The following is a 16,183-nucleotide window of genomic DNA, read 5'->3' as shown; positions in this document are numbered from 1 at the left end:
CGCGCCGCGCTACTGGCCCGGCAGGCCGTCGCGGAGATGGATCCGGTCGACCAGGTCGGCCGCCCGCCGCTTCATGAGGTCCAGCCCGGCCTTGCCCCACGGGCGCGGTTCGCTGTCCACGATGCAGATCGTGCCGAGAACCGTGCCCGTGCGGTCCGTCAGCGGGGCCCCGGCGTAGCTCCGGACCATGAGCTTGTCGACGATCGGGTTGCCGGCGAAACGCGGATAGTCGAGAACGTCGTCGAGGATCAGCGCCTTGCGCCGGACGACGACATGCGGGCAGTAACCGGCGTTGAGGGGGATCCGCGCCCCGAGGACCCCTTCCACGAGCGCCGCCGCGGCCGGGGGCGTGTACACGCCGCCGATGAACTGGTCGTCCCCGACGAGGTTCACGAAGGCCACCGGCGCGCTGGCCAGCCCGGCGAGTTCCTGCGCGTCCAGCGCGACCGCGTGGGCGAACTCGTCGAACTCGCTTTCCCGCGCCTGACCCAGACCGAGCTCTCGCAATCGCGCCGCGCGCTGGGGCGCCTCCTGGTCGGGCGGTACCAGGGAACGGGCGGGGAGCTCGTATGCCTGGTCACTGTACTGATACGTCACGGGGACCTCCCGGTATGGACGAGCGTGCGATGGCGAGCGTGAGCATTAGTGCGGTTCTGCGTCAGACGGAGTTGGAGGCGGCGGACGTGGCAGCGGCGGTGAGAAGGTGCCGCACCAGGGAGCGCAGCACCCTGATGGCGGAGGAGCGGTCCCGCGCGTCGCACAGCACGATCGGCACGCGCGGGTCGAGGCCGAGAGCGGAGCGCACCTCGTCGGAGTCGTAGCGGAAGGCGGCGTCGAACTCGTTCACGGCGACGAGGAAATGGGTGCCGCGGTTCTCGAAGAAGTCGACCGCCTCGAAGCAGTCTTCGAGGCGGCGGGTGTCGGCGAGCACGACGGCGCCCAGCGCGCCCGCGGACAGCTCGTTCCACAGGAACCAGAAACGCCGCTGACCGGGCGTCCCGAACAGGTAGAGGACGATCCCGTGCTGGTCGAACGTGATCCGGCCGAAGTCCAGCGCCACGGTGGTGGTGGTCTTCTCCGCCACGCCGCCCAGGTCGTCGATGCCGACGCTGGCCGAGGTGATGAGCTCCTCGGTGCTCAGCGGCTCGATCTCGCTCACCGCGCCGACGAACGTCGTCTTCCCGACGCCGAACCCGCCCGCGATGAGGATCTTGACCTGGGTGGAAGGCGCCACAGGCTCGTCGTAGGCCGGCTCGGGCTCGTTGTAGGCCGTCTCAGGCTCGTTGTAGGCCATCGAGCAGTTTCTCCAAAAGGGCTCGGTCGGTGGGATCTGCCGCGGTGTGCGCCGCCTGTCTGGTCATCGCCCGGTGGTCCATCAGATCGGCGAGCAGGATCTTGGTGACCGCGACGGGGAGCCGCAGATGCGCCGCGACCTCGGCGACGGACGTGGGGGTGCGGCACAGCTTCAGCGCCTCGGCGTGCTCCGGGTCGAGGGCCGGGGGGAGGACGCCGTCCGCCACCACCAGGGACAGCAGGTCCAGCTCGACGGTCGGGCGGGTGCGGCCGTCGGTCACCGTGTACGGGCGTACCAGCGGGCCGGCGTTGTCGTCGACCCATACCTCCTCGTCGCCCGCCGTCATGGCATTCGGTTCCGGTCGCCCGGCACGGTCGCCGCCGACCGCGCGGCGGTGTGCAGGAAGGGCCGGACGGCCTTGATCAGCCGCGCCATCTCGAAGCCGACGACGGACGGGTCGGCGTCCGCTCTCGCCAGCACCGCCAGCACCGAATTGAATCCGGCCCAGGAGATGAACAGCTGGCTGGACTTGAGCTCCGCCACCACCTGCCGCACCTCGTTGCTGTCGTCGAACTTCATTCCGGTGCTCCGCGCGATCGAGAAGAATCCCGACGCGAGCGCGGACAGCTGCTCCGCGCTGGCCCGGTCGAAGCCGTGGGCGGCTTTCAGCAGGCCATCGGAGGACAGCAGCACGCTGCCGCGTATGACCGGAACCTCCTCGCTCAGCCCCCGCAACAGCCAAGCAAGATCTTGAGCCTGGTTCGGGGAGACAGCACTCAATGGACGCTCCTTACCATTCGTGATGATTCGTCAGCTCGCGCTGTCCTGGCCGTCCGCAGTGCCGTCGTCCTCCTGGACGCTGCGGATGCCCTTCTGGAACGCCGCCATCAACCCGGGGTTGTGCTCGACTTCATCGTCCGGGTCGTCCTGCTGGAAGACCGGGGCGTCCGCCAGTTCGGGCGGGAGGTGCGTCTGCGCCTGCCGCCGCGGCAACGGCGGCCGCGCCCCGCCGTTCCCCGGAGCGGCGGGCTCGGCGGCGGCCGGAGTGGAGGCGGCCGGAGTGGGGGCGGCTGGAGTGGAGGCGGCGGGTCCGGTGGCGGTCGGTCCTGACGCGCCGGGGCCCGACTCGACGGCCGGGAGCGGGCCGGTCGAGGCGTCCGGCAGGTTCGGCACGTCCGACGCGTCCGGGGTGGGCGTGGACGGCCGCGCGTGCGCGGGACGGTGCGGGCGGCGGACCTGGCCGTCCACGGCGACCGGTCCGACCCCGAGGACGTCCCGGTCGTTCAGCGCCAGTTGCGGCCCGGTCCCTGCGCTCTGCAAGGAGCCGGCGCTCTGCGCGGTCCCGGCGTTCTGCATGGAGCCGGCGGCGGGCGCCGCCGCCCGCGCCGGAGTCGTGGCGGCCGGCGGGCGGGCGGCCCGCGCCCTCGCCGCCTCCGCCCGGCGCTGCTCCTCGGCGGCGGCCTCCTCGGCCTCGGCCGCCTCGGCCTGGCTGCCCTCCAGCTCATTGGGCACGACGACGACGGCCTGCGTCCCGCCGTAGACGTTGCCCTGGAGCTGGACGCGGACCTTGTGGCGGCGGGCGAGCGCGGACACCACGAGGAGCCCGATGCGCCCGTCCTTCAGCAGCTCGTCGGTGTCGGCGCGCTCCTGGTCGGCGAGCAGCTCGTTCAGCCGGCGCTGGTCCCCGCGCGGGATGCCGATGCCGCGGTCCTCGACCTCGATGGCCAGGCCGGCGCTGACCATCTCGACGCGGATCAGCACCTGCGTGTTCGGCGGGGAGAACTTGGTGGCGTTCTCGATGAGCTCGGCCAGCAGGTGGACGACGTCCGCGACGGCGCTGCCGTGCAGGCTGCCCTCGATGGGCGGCACGACCTTGACCCGGTTGTAGTGCTCCACCTCGGCGATGGACGAGCGCAGCACCTCGTAGACGCTCACCGGCTTCGTCCAGCGGCGGCGGGACGCGGCGCCGCCGATGACGGCGAGGCTCTCGGCCTGGCGGCGCGTCCGGGTGGTGAGGTGGTCGACCTTGAACAGGCCCTTGAGGAGGTCCGGGTCCTCGACCTGGTTCTCCAGCTCGTCCAGCCCCTGGATGGCGCGGTGCGACAGCGACTGCATCCGGCGGGCGAGGTTGACGAAGACGCCGACGCGCTGCCCGGCGCTGCCGGCGGGCTCGCGGGCCGCGGCGGCGACCACGGCGTTCCACGCCTCGCTCTGCGCCTTCCGCAGCTCGTACGCGAGCAGGATGACGGGATCGCCGGTGTCGGGCGCCGGGTAGTCCTCGCCGCGCGGCGCCGCCTTCTCGCCCGCGCTGAGCCCGGCGGAGAGTTTCTGCAGGTCACGTCGGCCGTGGGCGACCAGGGAGCCGAGCTCGCCCAGCCGCCACAGCACGTTGTCGCGGTCGCGGACGGCCGACTGCGCGTACTGCCGGTGCACCCGCCGGGTGGTGGCGTCGGCCGCCACGACGGCGGCCCCGATGGTGATCGCGGCCCCCACCGCCGCCGCGGCCAGCACCAGCCGTGTCTGCTCGGACACGGTGTGACCGCTGTACAGGACGATCACGGCGGCGACCCCGAGCAGCCCCACAATGGTCGCGGGAAGCACGGAAATGGACAGGTGATAGGTGCGTATACTTCCCTGCCGACGCGTGCCACGGGTCATTGACCTGCCGTTTTGCCGGGCACCTCGGTGCTCGGCGTCGGCAGCTGGTTCGAAGTAGTCAGGCATCGGCGTCCTCAGTGCCTCGACGGTGAAGATCACGCTACTGAGTAATACGTACTCGGATGGGTACAGTTCGTGTCTTAGGCTGGCACAACGCCTCAACCTGGAAGCGTGGATTGCAGAGATTCCCGCGACCCGAGGACGCTATCAGGGCGTCCATCCCGATATGTCCCATTCCTGGCCTATTCGCGTAAGTTGATCGTCAACACGCGTTCACCTGAGCCGGACATCAGAACTCTCTGAAAGATCCATGAGAAACGCCGGCCGGTGGTCAGGGCGCTGACCAGCGGTGCTTACGGTGAGCGCATGGAGTCTGGCATGCCGGGGCCGCCGCCCGCGCGGATACTGATCGTGGACGACGAGCCGGCCGTCCGCGAGTCGCTGGCCGGCAGCCTGGAGTTCGAGGGCTACCGCGTCACCGCCGCCGCCGACGGCGCCATGGCCCTGGAGCAGGTCGAGCGGGAGCCGCCCGACCTGGTCGTGCTGGACGTCCTCATGCCGCGGCTGGACGGCCTGACCACCTGCCGGCGGCTGCGCGCCCTCGGCGCCACCATGCCGGTCCTCATGCTCACCGCCCGCGACATGGTCGGCGACCGCGTCACCGGCCTGGACGCGGGCGCCGACGACTACCTCGCCAAGCCCTTCGACCTGGACGAGCTCCTCGCCCGCGTCCGGGCCCTGCTGCGCCGCGGCGCCATGACCGCCGCCGCGGCGTCCCGGCACGGCGAGGACGTGCTGGCCTTCGACGACCTGTCCATGAACACCCGCACCCGCGAGGTCACCCGCGCCGGCAAGCCCCTGGAACTGACCCGGACCGAGTACATGCTGCTGGAGATGTTCCTGGCCCACCCGCGCCAGGTCCTCACCCGCGAGCAGATCCTGGAGACGGTGTGGGGGTTCGACTTCGAGCCCGCCTCCAACTCCCTGGACGTCTACGTGATGTACCTGCGGCGCAAGACCGAGGCGGGCGGGCTGCCGAGGGTCGTGCACACCGTCCGCGGCGTCGGGTACGTCCTGCGGACGGCCTCCCCGTGACCGGCGCCCGGCCGTCGTCGGCGCCCGCGGCGCCCGCCGCCAGGGCGCCGGTGACCCGGCGGCTGACGCTGCGGGCCCGGCTGGCGCTGCTGACCGCGGCGGCCGTCGCGCTCGCCGTCGCCGCCTGCGCCCTCGCGAGCTGGTACCTCACCCGCGACCAGCTCTACCAGGAGCTCGACCGCCGTCTCGCCGCCCTGTCCAGCGGCCCGCCCGGCCCGGCGGACGGCGGCCCGGAGGGCGACCGGCCGCCCGGCGGCCCGTGGATGGCGCGGGAGGTCCAGGACGCGCTGGCCGCCTGCTCGCCCACCCCCACCGCCGACTACCAGAGCGTGCCGCCGCTGCCCTTCGAGATCTTTCAGGTCGTCAGCGCGCAGGGCCGGGCCTGCACCATTCCCGGCGCCGGCGTCCTCGACGTCACCGCCGAGGACGCCGCGGTGGCCCGGGGCGAACGCGACCGCGTCTCCCGCGACGGCACCGGCGTCACCGCCCGCGGGCAGGACGATCGCGTCCGCGTCCTCACCCGCTCCTTCCGCACCCGCGACGGCACCCGCGTGGCCCTGTCGTTCGCGATCTCCCTGGACGAGGTCGAGGGGCCGCTGGACAACCTCACCCTGCTGCTGGTCGCCGTCACCGCAGTCGGCGTCCTGGTCTCCGCCGGGGCGGGGCTCATGATCGCCCGCGCCGGGCTGCGCCCGGTGGACGAGCTGACCGGCGCCGTCGAGCACGTCGCCCGCACCGAGGACCTCGGCACCCGCATCCCGGAAGAGGGCACGGACGAGATCGCCCGGCTCAGCAGGTCCTTCAACAGCATGACCGCCGCGCTGGCCGCGTCCCGCGAGCGCCAGCGGCAGCTCATCGCCGACGCCGGGCACGAGCTGCGCACCCCGCTGACCAGCCTGCGCACCAACATCGACCTGCTGCTGCGCTCGGAGGCCGCCGGGCGCGACCTGCCCGAGGCCACCCACCGCAATCTGCTGGCGGGCGTCAAGGCGCAGATGCTGGAGCTGTCCACCCTGGTCGGCGACCTGCTGGAGCTCGCCCGCCCCGCCGACGCCGAACCGGTCCGCGAGACGGTCGCGCTGCACGACGTCGTCACCCGCGCCGTGGAGCGCGCCAGGCTCCGCGGCCCCGGCCTGACCGTCGAGGCCGCGACCGAACCCTGGTACGTGGAGGGCGACCCCGCGTCCCTGGAACGCGCGGTCGTGAACCTCCTCGACAACGCCGTCAAGTTCAGCCCGTCCGGCGGGACCGTCGCCGTCCGGCTCGCGGACGGCGAGCTCACCGTCCGCGACCACGGCCCCGGCATCACGCCCGAGGACCTCCCGCACGTCTTCGAGCGGTTCTGGCGGTCGCCGTCCGCGCGCAGCCTGCCGGGTTCCGGGCTCGGGCTGTCCATCGTCGCGCGGGTCGTCGCCGAATGCGGCGGACGTGTCGGCCTGGAGCCCGCTCCCGGCGGCGGCGCCCTCGCCCGCGTCCGCCTCCCCGGAACCCCGGCGCCCCGCGACTGAACCCCGCCGCATCCCGCCGCCCCGATTCTCATGCGGCGTTCATCGTCGGCTCAGGGCCCTCCCACGGACGCCGCCGAACGTCGTCACCATGAGTCACCTCACCACCGAACGGGGTGCGGGCGGCGCGCCGCCCCCGTCCCGCCCGCGGGGCCGGCTCGTCGAGGTCGTGGTCCCCGTCCACAACGAGGAACGCGTCCTGGCGGCGAGCACGGAACGCCTGCACGCCTACCTCGCCGGCACCTTCCCCTACCGGTTCAGGATCACCATCGCCGACAACGCCAGCACCGACGCGACCTGGCCGATCGCCGAGGAGCTGGCGGCGCGGCTGCCCGGCGTCCGCGCCGTCCACCTGGACGGCAAGGGGCGCGGCCGGGCGCTGCGGCACGTCTGGGGCGGCAGCGACGCCGACGTCGTCGCCTACATGGACGCCGACCTGTCCACCGACCTGGACGCGTTCCTGCCGCTGGTCGCGCCGCTGATCTCCGGGCACAGCGACCTGGCCATCGGGTCCCGGCTCACCCGCGGCTCCGCCGTCGTCCGCGGGCCGCGCCGCGAGGTCGTCTCCCGCTGCTACAACCTGCTGCTGCGCGCCGCGCTCGCCGCCCGGTTCACCGACGCGCAGTGCGGCTTCAAGGCCGCCCGCACCGAGGTCGTCCAGGCGCTGCTGCCGTCGGTCGAGGACGAGGAATGGTTCTTCGACACCGAGCTGCTGCTGCTCGCGGAGCACGGCGGGCTGCGCATCCACGAGGTCCCCGTCGACTGGGTGGACGACCCCGACAGCCGCGTCGACGTGCTGCGGACCGCTCTCGACGATCTGCGCGGCATGGCCCGCGTCGCGCGCCGCATGCTCACCGGCGCGTTCCGCGCCCCTGTCGGCGGACGGCCCCGGCCGCGGCTGCCCGCCGGGATGGCCCGGCAGCTCCCCGCGTTCGCCGTCATCGGCGCCGTCAGCACGGCCGCGCAGCTCGTCCTGTTCGTCCTGCTGCGCCTGGTCATGGGGCCGCTGTGGGCGAACGCGCTGTCCCTGGTGGTCACCACAGTCGGCAACACCGCCGCCAACCGCCGCTTCACCTTCGGCGTCACCGGCGCCCGCCACGCGTTCCGCCACCAGGTCGAGGGCGGCGCCGCGTTCCTGCTCGGCCTCGCCCTCAGCACCGGCGGCCTGGCCCTGCTGGACGCCGCCGCGCCCGGCGCCGGACGCGCCGTCGAGATCGCCGCGCTCGTCACCGCCAACGCGCTCGCCACCCTGCTGCGGTTCCTGCTGATGCGCGCGTGGATCTTCCACCCGCGCCGCGTCCCGGCGGCCGGGGAGACGGGAGGGACGCCGTCATGACCACCGTCACCGCGCCCGCCGGAACCCACCGTCCCGCCGCCCGCGACGGACGTGCCCGGCGGCTCCTCCTCGGCCCCGCCGACGATCCTCGCTGGGCCCGTCCCGCACTGTGGGCGATCATGGCCGCCGCGTGCGCCCTGTACGCGTGGGCGCTGCCGGACGCCGGACACGCCAATTCCTATTACTCCGCCGCCGTCAAGAGCGGCACCCAGAGCTGGACGGCGCTCTTCTTCGGCTCCCTGGACGCCGGGAACTACATCACCGTCGACAAGCCCCCGATGTCGCTGTGGGCGATGGGCCTGTTCGCCCGCGTCCTCGGGTTCAACAGCTGGAGCCTGCTGCTTCCGCAGGTCGTCGCGGGTGTCGCCGCCGTCGCCGTCCTGTATTCGACGGTCCGGTCGGCGTTCGGGCATGCGGCCGCGCTCATCGCGGCCGGTGTCCTCGCTCTCACCCCGATCACGGTCGCGATCAACCGCGACAACAACCCCGACACCCTGCTGGTCCTGCTGCTGGTCGCCGCCGCGTGGGCGGCCCAGCGCGCCATCGCCACCGGACGGCTGCGGCCGCTGCTGCTCGCCGCGTTCCTCGTCGGCTGCGGCTTCAACACGAAGATGCTGCAGGCGTTCCTGGCCGTCCCCGCGCTGGCCTTGGCCTACCTCATCGCCGCCCCGCCCCCGCTCGCGCGGCGCATCGGACACCTGCTCGCCGCGGGTGCCGTCCTCGCCGCGTCGTCGCTGTGGTGGGTGCTGGCCGTGGACGCGATCCCCGCCCGCGCCCGCCCCTACGTCGGCGGCAGCACCGACGGCACCGCCTGGGACCTGGTCATCGGCTACAACGGCCTCGGCCGCGTCTTCGGCGAGACCGGCGGCGGACCAGGCGGCCCCGGCGGCGGACCCGGCGGCGGACCCGGCGGCGGGCCGGGCGGGGCGGGCGGCTCTGGCGGCGGACCGGGCGGCCCCGGTGGCGGCGGCGGGTTCGGCGGGCAGCCCGGCGCGGGACGGCTGTTCAACGACGTCCTCGGCGGCCAGATCTCCTGGCTCGTCCCCGCCGCCGTCATCGCCCTCGCCGCGGGCCTGCTCCTGCTGCGGCGACGTCCCCGCGCCGACGCCGCACGCGCCGCCCTGCTGCTGTGGGGTGGATGGCTCGCCGTCCACTACGCCGTCTTCAGCTTCGCCCAGGGCATCTTCCACCCCTACTACTCCACCGCCCTGGCACCGGCGATCGCCGCGCTCATCGGCGCCGGAGCCGTCCTGCTGTACGGGGCGTACCGGCGCTCGGCGGCATGGTCGTGGGCGCCGCCCGCCGCCGTCTCCGTCACCGGGGCGTGGGCGTTCGTCCTGCTGGACCGCACCCCGTCCTGGCATCCGTGGCTGCGGTGGGTGATCGCCGCCGCCACCGTCGCAGCCGTCGCCGCCCTGCTGGGCGGACGGTTCGTCCGCCGCGCCGGTGCCCCCGCCGTCATCGCGGGGCTCGTACTCACGGCCGTCGCCGCGCTCGCCGGGCCGGGCGCCTATGCGGTCTCGGCCGCGTCCACCACGTCCAACCCCACCAACCCCCTCGCCGGACCCGCGGCGGCCCAGCGCGGCGGACCGCCCGGCATGCAGGCCCGTCCCGGCGCCATGCCGCCCTCCGCCAGGCTCGCGCCCCCGCCCGGAACCGCACCCGGCGGAGACCAGGACGGACGCGGGCGACGGCCCACCGGCCGGTCCGGACCCGGCGGCCGGGTCGACGCTCGGCTGATCTCCTACCTGGAGAAGAACCAGGGTGGGGCGACGTGGCTGGTCGCCGTTCCCAGCGCGATGTCCGCGGGCTCGATCATCCTGGAGACCGGACGTCCCGTCATCGCCATGGGCGGCTTCACCGGAGGCGACCCGGCGATGACCGTCGCCAAGCTCCAGCGCTATGTCGCGGAGGGCAAGCTCCGCCACATCCTCATCGAGGCAGGAGGCCGCATGGGGCCCGGCCGCACCGACGCGGGCGTCACCGCCTGGGTCCAGCGGAACGGGACGCCCGTCAACGCGCGCGAGTACGGCGGCTCCTCCTCCGGCTCCCTGCTCTACAGGCTCGGGTGAACAAGTATTAAGGGCCGTCAGACCGGTCGGTCTGACGGCCCTTTTCGGCCGGTTCATGGTCAGGACTTGTTGTAGGTCCGCTTGGCCCAGAGGTAGGACGCGACGCCGATGCCGGCGCACCAGGCGATGGCGATGACGGCGTTGTTGTCGATCGGGGTGCCGAGCATGAGGCCGCGGACGGTCTGCATGATCGGGGTGAAGGGCTGGTACTCGGCGAACCAGCGCAGGGCGGTGGGCATGGAGTCGGTGGGGACGAAGCCGCTGCCCAGGAAGGGCAGGAAGACCAGGGGCATCGGGGCGTTGCTCGCGGCCTCGGGCGTCGGGGACTTCAGGCCGAGCGCGACCGACAGCCAGGTGATGGCGACGACGAACAGGGTGAGCAGCCCGGCGGCGGCCAGCCACTCGACGGCCGTCGCGTTGGGGCGGAAGCCCATCGCCAGCGCGACGCCGACGACGACGGCCATGCTGAGCAGCTGCTGGACGACGCTGGCGACGACGTGCCCGGTCAGGACCGAGGCCCGGGAGATCCGCATGGTCCGGAACCGGGCGATGATCCCCTCGGTCATGTCGGTGGCGACCATGACGGCGGTTCCGGTCGCGGCCGTGGTCGCGGCCATCAGCAGGATGCCGGGGACGACGTAGTTCACATAGGTGCCGCGGTCGCCGCCGATGCCCGCGCCGAGGGTGCTGCCGAAGACGTAGACGAACAGGAACAGGAAGATCACGGGCATGGCGACCAGCTGCACGGTCATGGACGGGTAGCGGACCAGCCGCTTGAGCTGGCGCCGGACCATGGTGGAGGAGTCGCGGGCGTCGAGGGCGAGGGTGTTGGCGCTCATCGGGGGGTCTCCGTGTTCTGGTCGGCGGCGGTGTTCTGGCCGGTGAGGGTGAGGAAGACGTCGTCGAGGTCGGGGGTGTGGACGCCGAGGTCGGCGGGTTCGACGCCCGCCGCGTCCAGCCGGGCGAGCAGGTCGCGCAGTGCCGCGACGCCGCCGTCGGACGGGACCTGCAGCGTGAGCCGGTCGTCGTCGGACGGGTCCAGGAAGCCCTGGCCGAGGGCGGCGAGCGCGGTCTTGAGCGCGTCGTCGTCGGTGAACCGGAGGGAGACGTGGCCGCCGGGGATGAGCCGCTTGAGCTCGTCGGCGGTGCCTTCGGCGATCAGCCGTCCGTGGTCGAGGAGGGCGATGTGGTCGGCGAGCTGGTCGGCCTCCTCCAGGTACTGGGTGGTGAGGAAGATCGTGGTGCCGGCGGCGACGAGGTCGCGGACGATGCCCCACATGGTGCGGCGGCTGCGCGGGTCGAGTCCGGTGGTGGGCTCGTCCAGGAAGATCAGGCGGGGGTCGCCGACCAGCGTCATCGCGAGGTCGAGCCGCCGCTGCATCCCGCCGGAGTAGGTGCCGGCCGGCTTGCGGGCCGCGTCGACCAGGTCGAAGCGCTCCAGCAACTCGGCGGCCTTGCGCTTGCCCGCCCGCCGGGGCAGGTGCTTGAGGTCGGCCATGAGGAGCAGGTTCTCCTCGCCGGTGAGCAGCTTGTCGACGGCCGAGTACTGCCCGGTGACACCGATCGCGCCGCGCACGTCGTCGGCCTGGCGGTTCAGGTCGTGTCCCGCGACCCGGACCTCGCCGCCGTCGGCGCCGATCAGGGTGGACAGGATCTGGACGGTGGTCGTCTTGCCGGCGCCGTTGGGCCCCAGCAGCGAGAAGATCGTTCCTTCGGGGACGGCCAGGTCGATGCCGTCGAGCACGACCTTGTCGCCGTCCTTGCCGGGATAGGACTTGCGCAGCCCGGTCGCCGCGATGGCCAGGTTCGTCATGGTTCTGCTCCTTCAGAGGCTGCGGGCGGTGATGTCGCCGTGGGAGGTGGTGGCGCGGATGTCGAGGTCGTTGGCGCCGTCGTTCTTGAGGGCGTTGCTGACGCGTCCGTGGAAGGTGCCGGCGTCCAGGGCGGCCGAGACGCCCGCGGCGGCGGCGACCGAGATGTCGCCGGACTGGGTGCGCAGGACGATCGTCCCGCCCGTGGCCTCGGCGATCTGGATGTCGCCCCGCTGGGTGCTGATGTCCGCGGGGCCGTCCAGGCGGCCGATCTCGACGTCGCCGTCCATCGCGGTGAGGCGGACGCCCGCGGCCTCGTCGATCTTGATGTTGCGGTAGGCGCCGGCGAAGGCGACCTCGCCGAGGCGGCCGACGGTCCGGAGCTCGGCGCCGGACGTGGTCGCCTCGCCCCGGGAGCCGGCGGGCAGCTTGACCGTCACCGCGACGGCCCCGGACGGGCCGAAGGGTCCGCTCCCGGGCGGCGTCGTGATCCGCAGGACGCCGTCGCCGTAGTGGACCGCGGTCTGCTCCGCCGCCTTCACGTCGCGGCCCTTGGCGGCGTTCGCGGGCCGGACCTCGACCGCGGTGTCGGCCCGGTCCGCGGCGATGATCTCGACGCGTCCGGCGGGGATGTCCACGACGGCGGAGATCGGGGCCGGGGTGGGGAAGGTCTGCATCGTGCTCTCCTTTGCGTTCACTGTTTCTGACATTCGAAACGCTACGTTGCTTTCCAAATCTCTGCAACAAGTACGTTGCACTGGAGCAGCATCTACGCAGGTGAAAGCAGATAAATCATTGCAACGGTCTTCGCGAGTAATGCAACGACTGATGCTCACACATTGCAATGAAGGGAGGTCAACGCTATGGTGGGACGGGTCGCACACCGCCACGAGGACCATCGAGGAGATCGCGAATGCCCGGAGGCAGGCTCACCCAGCAGGACCGGAGGCAGATCGCGCTGGGGCTGGCCGACAACCTCCCCTACGCGGAGATCGCCCGCCGCCTCGACCGTCCGACCTCGACGATCACGCGCGAGGTGATGCGCAACGGGGGCCCGGTCGGGTACCGCGCCGACCTGGCCCACCGCACCACCGAACAGCGCGCCCACCGGCGGCGGCAGGCCGCCCCCCGCGGGGTGGAGGCGGAGCCGCAGCCCTACGGGCGCGACGCCGAGGCCGTGCGCGAGGCCGCGGAGAAGCTGACCACCGTCCTCATGGTCGGGGGGTTGCCCAAGATGATGGCCCGGGTGCTGGCCTGCCTGTACACCACCGACTCGGGCAGCCTCACCGCGTCCGAACTCGCGCAGCGGCTGCAGGTGAGCCCGGCCTCCATCTCCAAGGCGATCACGTACCTGGAGGGCCTGGAGCTCGTCCGCCGGCAGCGGGACGAACGCCGCCGCGAGCGCTACGTCGTCGACGACGACCTGTGGTACCAGTCGATGATCCGCAGCGTCCGCTCCAACGAGGAGTTCGCGCAGGCCGCGCGCCAGGGCGTCGCGGCCCTCCGGCCCGGCACCCCGGCCGCCGCCCGCCTTGAGAACGCCGCCCGCTTTCTCGACTTCGTCGGCGAGAGCCTCCTCCGCGCCGCCGAGCAGGCCCGCGACGTCCTCTACACCCCCACCGAGACCACCTCGGAAGCCACCGCCGAACCACCTCCCGCCCCCCAATAGCCAGCCGCCCACGCTTCGCCGCCGCTCAGGCGTCGTGGCTCAGGGGTCGTGGCTCAGGCGTCGCGGAGGAGGTTCGCGATCTCGGTCTGGCCCTTGCGCTCGGCGTGCCGCAGCGGCGTCACGCCCTCGCGGTCGGCGAGGGCGGGGTCGGCGCCCGCTTCGAGGAGGAGGGCGACGACCCGCTGGTGGTCCGCGCCGCCGTCGCCGAGGATGACCGCCTCCAGCAGCGCGGTCCAGCCGAGGTCGTTGACGTGGTCGACCTTGACGGACGTCGTCCGCAGCACCTCCCGCACGTACGCGGCGTGCCCGCGCTCGGCGGCCGGGATCAGGGACGTCCCGCCGAACCGGTTCACCACCGTGTAGTCGGGCTTCGCCGGGATCAGGATCCGGGCCATCTCGACGCTGCCGGTGACTCCGGTCACGAGCCAGGCGCTGTCCTTGGTGTCGTCCTGGGCGTCCGGGTCCGCGCCCGCCTTGACCAGGACCTTCGCGGCTTCGACGTGGTCGCCGCGTGCCGCGAGGAGCAGCGGGGTGCGGCCCTGACCGTCCCGCACGGACGGGACGGCCCCGGCGGCGAGCGCGGCCTTTACCGCCGTCGCGTCACCCCGTCCGGCGGCGTCCAGCAGATCCTTCCCCGCGCGGGATGTGCCGGCCGGGGCCGCCGGCGCCGACGCCGAACCGGACGGTGAGCCGGACGCCTTGGGCGGCGGGCCGGAGCCGCAGGCCGTCGCCACCGCCAGGCCCACGAGAAGGACGGCGGCCGCCGCACCCCGTCCGCCCCCGAGACCGTTCATGCTCTCCTCCTCGCCGATGGCCGTCGGATTCGCTCAGCCGAGCTGCCCCTGGACGGCGCGCAGCCCGGCCTGCGCGATGCTCTCGTCGATGTCGCCCTGCGGTGCGCCGCCGACGCCGATCCCCGCGATCGGCGAGCCGCCGGAGGCGACCGGGACCCCGCCCGCGAGGAACAGCGTGCCCGGGATGTCGCGGACGGTGGGCCCGTTGCCGGTCGCCCCGCCGGTGAGCCTGGACGTCGGCTGCCCGAACGACACCGCCGTGAACGCCTTGCGCTTGGCCGACTCCACGGTCTGCGGCCCGGCGCCGTCGCCCTTGACCAGGACGCGCAGGTCACCGGAGCGGTCCACGATCGCCACCGCGACGCGCTGCTTCTGCTTGGCGGCCTCCTTCTGCGCGGCGTCCGCGATGGCGGTCGCGGCGGCGGTGTTCAACGTCCGGACCTCCTGGACGGCCTGCGGCGCACGCCCCGCGGCCGAGGCGTCCGGGGCGGCGGACGCGGTGCCTGCCGAGAAGGCGACCGCCCCCGCGACCACGGCGAGCCCGGCCGCCGTCCCTGCGACCGTGCGAACCCGGATCCTCGGCCTGCGCTGCATGTCGTTCATCGTGTTCCTTCCCTGGTGATCGCCGATGTCTTCAAGCCTCGCGGGGGACGCGGCCCGCGCCATCGCGGGAGCGGTTGAGCCGGGCGAATCCATCGATGGACGGCCGGATCAACCGATCGGGCGATGCGCGGCGCGCCGGTGCGAGGAAGGCTTGCGCCGATGCGGTGAGGGGAGACAGCAGACGTGACCAGGACCGAAGGCCGGATCCGCCTGGCGATGCACGCGGGGTTCTTCCTGCTGCTCGCCGCGTCGGCGTCCCGCCTGGTGGTCAGGCACGGGCTGGACGGTTCGACCCCGGCGCTGCTCGCGCTGTGCGGGGTGCTCGGCGTCGGCTACGCGGTGGGCGTCGTCCTGTGGGACGTGCTCGGCCGCCGCGGCCGCCTCGCCTGGCTGGCCGCCGTGGTCGTGTGCTGGCTGGCCCTGGTGATCGCCGCCCCGAGCTTCGCCTGGTGCGCGGTGCCGCTGTTCTTCGTCGCGCTGCGGCTGCTGTCGCCGCGCGCCGCGCTCGCCGCCGTCGTGGTGCTCACCGGCGCGGTGATCTTCGCGGGCGTCTACCTGGCGGACCGGGTGGACCCGAGCCTGGTGCTCGCCCCCATCGCGGTCGCCGCGATGGCGGCCGTCATCTTCCTGGAGCTGCAGCGACTGATCGACGAGCTGGTCCGCACCCGCGGCGAGCTGGCGGACACGCAGCGCGCGGCCGGGGTGCTGGAGGAGCGCGAACGGCTGTCCCGCGAGATCCACGACACGCTCGCGCAGGGCCTGACCAGCATGGGGATCCTGCTCCAGGCGGCCGACCGGCAGTGGGACGCGGCGCCGGACGATGCCCGCCGCCATCTGCGGCAGGCCGCCGACGCCGCCGCGGCGAACCTCGACGAGGCGCGCCATTTCGTCCGGGCGCTGGCCCCTCCCGCGCTGGCGTCCGGGTCCCTGCCCGCGGCGCTCGCGGACCTGGCGGGCGAGGAGGCCGAGGGCCCGCGGGTACGGTTCCGGACGGAGGGGGACGAGTTCCCGGTGGACGCCGACGCACAGGCGGCGCTGCTCCGCGTCGCGCAGGCCGCCGTCGCCAACGCGCGCGAGCACGCCGCCGCGGCCACGGTGATGATCACGCTGACCTATCTCGACGACGCCGTGTCCCTGGACGTGGCCGACGACGGCTCCGGCTTCGACCCCGGGACCGCCACGTCCGCCCAAGGACGCGGGTACGGGCTCCGCGCCATGCAAGACCGGCTGGCCGAGGTCGGCGGCTCCCTCGCGGTCGAGAGCGCCCAGGGGTCCGGGACCGTCGTCGCCGCCACGGTCCCCCGGGAGACGGCGCCCGCGCCGGGGCCGGAGGACGGGAGGTGACC

The 16,183-nt window shown here is 73.5% G+C and carries 16 protein-coding genes; 6 read left to right on the top strand and 10 right to left on the bottom strand.

Annotated elements, in window-relative coordinates:
• Window positions 1-9: 9 nt before the first annotated feature.
• The 5 genes from ACH35V_RS30185 to ACH35V_RS30165 form a co-directional block, all read right to left on the bottom strand.
• On the bottom strand, window positions 10-597 hold the full coding sequence (locus ACH35V_RS30185) for a GAF domain-containing protein (protein WP_395977425.1): 588 nt from the start codon (window positions 595-597) through the stop codon (window positions 10-12).
• A gap of 61 nt (window positions 598-658) precedes the next feature.
• Entirely contained in the window at window positions 659-1,294 is a 636-nt protein-coding gene (locus tag ACH35V_RS30180) for a GTP-binding protein (RefSeq protein WP_395977423.1), read from the bottom strand.
• Window positions 1,275-1,640: a DUF742 domain-containing protein gene (locus tag ACH35V_RS30175; protein WP_395977421.1), complete on the bottom strand. Its 366-nt coding sequence runs from the start codon at window positions 1,638-1,640 to the stop codon at window positions 1,275-1,277. The genes ACH35V_RS30180 and ACH35V_RS30175 overlap by 20 nt, the downstream gene beginning before the upstream one ends.
• The gene (locus ACH35V_RS30170) at window positions 1,637-2,074 is read right to left on the bottom strand and encodes a roadblock/LC7 domain-containing protein (protein ID WP_395977419.1); all 438 of its coding nucleotides are present in this window, start codon (window positions 2,072-2,074) and stop codon (window positions 1,637-1,639) included. Before ACH35V_RS30170 ends, ACH35V_RS30175 begins: the two co-directional genes overlap by 4 nt.
• Window positions 2,075-2,104: 30 nt before the next feature.
• On the bottom strand, window positions 2,105-3,895 hold the full coding sequence (locus tag ACH35V_RS30165; protein WP_395977417.1) for a sensor histidine kinase: 1,791 nt from the start codon (window positions 3,893-3,895) through the stop codon (window positions 2,105-2,107).
• Window positions 3,896-4,318: 423 nt separating this feature from the next.
• Between ACH35V_RS30165 and ACH35V_RS30160 the strand changes: the two genes are divergently transcribed.
• From ACH35V_RS30160 to ACH35V_RS30145, 4 genes are all read left to right on the top strand, one after another.
• A complete protein-coding gene (locus ACH35V_RS30160; protein WP_395977415.1) occupies window positions 4,319-5,047 on the top strand; it encodes a response regulator transcription factor in 729 nt (242 codons plus the stop codon).
• A complete protein-coding gene (locus ACH35V_RS30155) occupies window positions 5,044-6,555 on the top strand; it encodes a sensor histidine kinase (protein ID WP_395977413.1) in 1,512 nt (503 codons plus the stop codon). The genes ACH35V_RS30160 and ACH35V_RS30155 overlap by 4 nt, the downstream gene beginning before the upstream one ends.
• Window positions 6,556-6,643: 88 nt before the next feature.
• The gene (locus ACH35V_RS30150; RefSeq protein ID WP_395977411.1) at window positions 6,644-7,888 is read left to right on the top strand and encodes a glycosyltransferase; all 1,245 of its coding nucleotides are present in this window, start codon (window positions 6,644-6,646) and stop codon (window positions 7,886-7,888) included.
• Entirely contained in the window at window positions 7,885-9,960 is a 2,076-nt protein-coding gene (locus ACH35V_RS30145) for a glycosyltransferase family 39 protein (RefSeq protein WP_395977409.1), read from the top strand. The genes ACH35V_RS30150 and ACH35V_RS30145 overlap by 4 nt, the downstream gene beginning before the upstream one ends.
• A gap of 59 nt (window positions 9,961-10,019) precedes the next feature.
• On the opposite strand, the gene ACH35V_RS30140 is transcribed toward ACH35V_RS30145, so the two are convergent.
• The 3 genes from ACH35V_RS30140 to ACH35V_RS30130 are packed head-to-tail and all read right to left on the bottom strand — an operon-like array spanning window position 10,020 to window position 12,448.
• Window positions 10,020-10,799, bottom strand: a complete 780-nt coding sequence (locus ACH35V_RS30140) for an ABC transporter permease (protein ID WP_395977407.1) — start codon at window positions 10,797-10,799, stop codon at window positions 10,020-10,022.
• Window positions 10,796-11,773 carry an ATP-binding cassette domain-containing protein gene (locus ACH35V_RS30135; RefSeq protein WP_395977405.1) on the bottom strand — a complete coding sequence of 326 codons (978 nt, stop codon included), beginning with the start codon at window positions 11,771-11,773 and terminating at the stop codon, window positions 10,796-10,798. The genes ACH35V_RS30140 and ACH35V_RS30135 overlap by 4 nt, the downstream gene beginning before the upstream one ends.
• Before the next feature lie 12 nt (window positions 11,774-11,785).
• Window positions 11,786-12,448, bottom strand: a complete 663-nt coding sequence (locus tag ACH35V_RS30130) for a DUF4097 family beta strand repeat-containing protein (protein ID WP_395977403.1) — start codon at window positions 12,446-12,448, stop codon at window positions 11,786-11,788.
• A gap of 236 nt (window positions 12,449-12,684) precedes the next feature.
• Between ACH35V_RS30130 and ACH35V_RS30125 the strand changes: the two genes are divergently transcribed.
• The gene (locus ACH35V_RS30125) at window positions 12,685-13,440 is read left to right on the top strand and encodes a helix-turn-helix domain-containing protein (protein ID WP_395977401.1); all 756 of its coding nucleotides are present in this window, start codon (window positions 12,685-12,687) and stop codon (window positions 13,438-13,440) included.
• A gap of 53 nt (window positions 13,441-13,493) precedes the next feature.
• On the opposite strand, the gene ACH35V_RS30120 is transcribed toward ACH35V_RS30125, so the two are convergent.
• Both ACH35V_RS30120 and ACH35V_RS30115 read right to left on the bottom strand, forming a co-directional pair.
• On the bottom strand, window positions 13,494-14,234 hold the full coding sequence (locus tag ACH35V_RS30120; RefSeq protein WP_395977399.1) for an ankyrin repeat domain-containing protein: 741 nt from the start codon (window positions 14,232-14,234) through the stop codon (window positions 13,494-13,496).
• Between the two features lie 33 nt (window positions 14,235-14,267).
• Window positions 14,268-14,837: a heme-binding protein gene (locus tag ACH35V_RS30115; RefSeq protein ID WP_395977397.1), complete on the bottom strand. Its 570-nt coding sequence runs from the start codon at window positions 14,835-14,837 to the stop codon at window positions 14,268-14,270.
• Between the two features lie 183 nt (window positions 14,838-15,020).
• Between ACH35V_RS30115 and ACH35V_RS30110 the strand changes: the two genes are divergently transcribed.
• Entirely contained in the window at window positions 15,021-16,181 is a 1,161-nt protein-coding gene (locus tag ACH35V_RS30110; RefSeq protein ID WP_395977395.1) for a sensor histidine kinase, read from the top strand.
• Window positions 16,182-16,183: the final 2 nt, after the last annotated feature.

Origin of the sequence: Actinomadura sp. 1N219, assembly GCF_044326405.1 — a bacterium.
Taxonomy (GTDB): Bacteria; Actinomycetota; Actinomycetes; order Streptosporangiales; family Streptosporangiaceae; genus Spirillospora.
The sequence above is the reverse complement of the archived record's forward strand: the minus strand, read 5'-3'. Positions and strand labels throughout refer to the sequence as shown.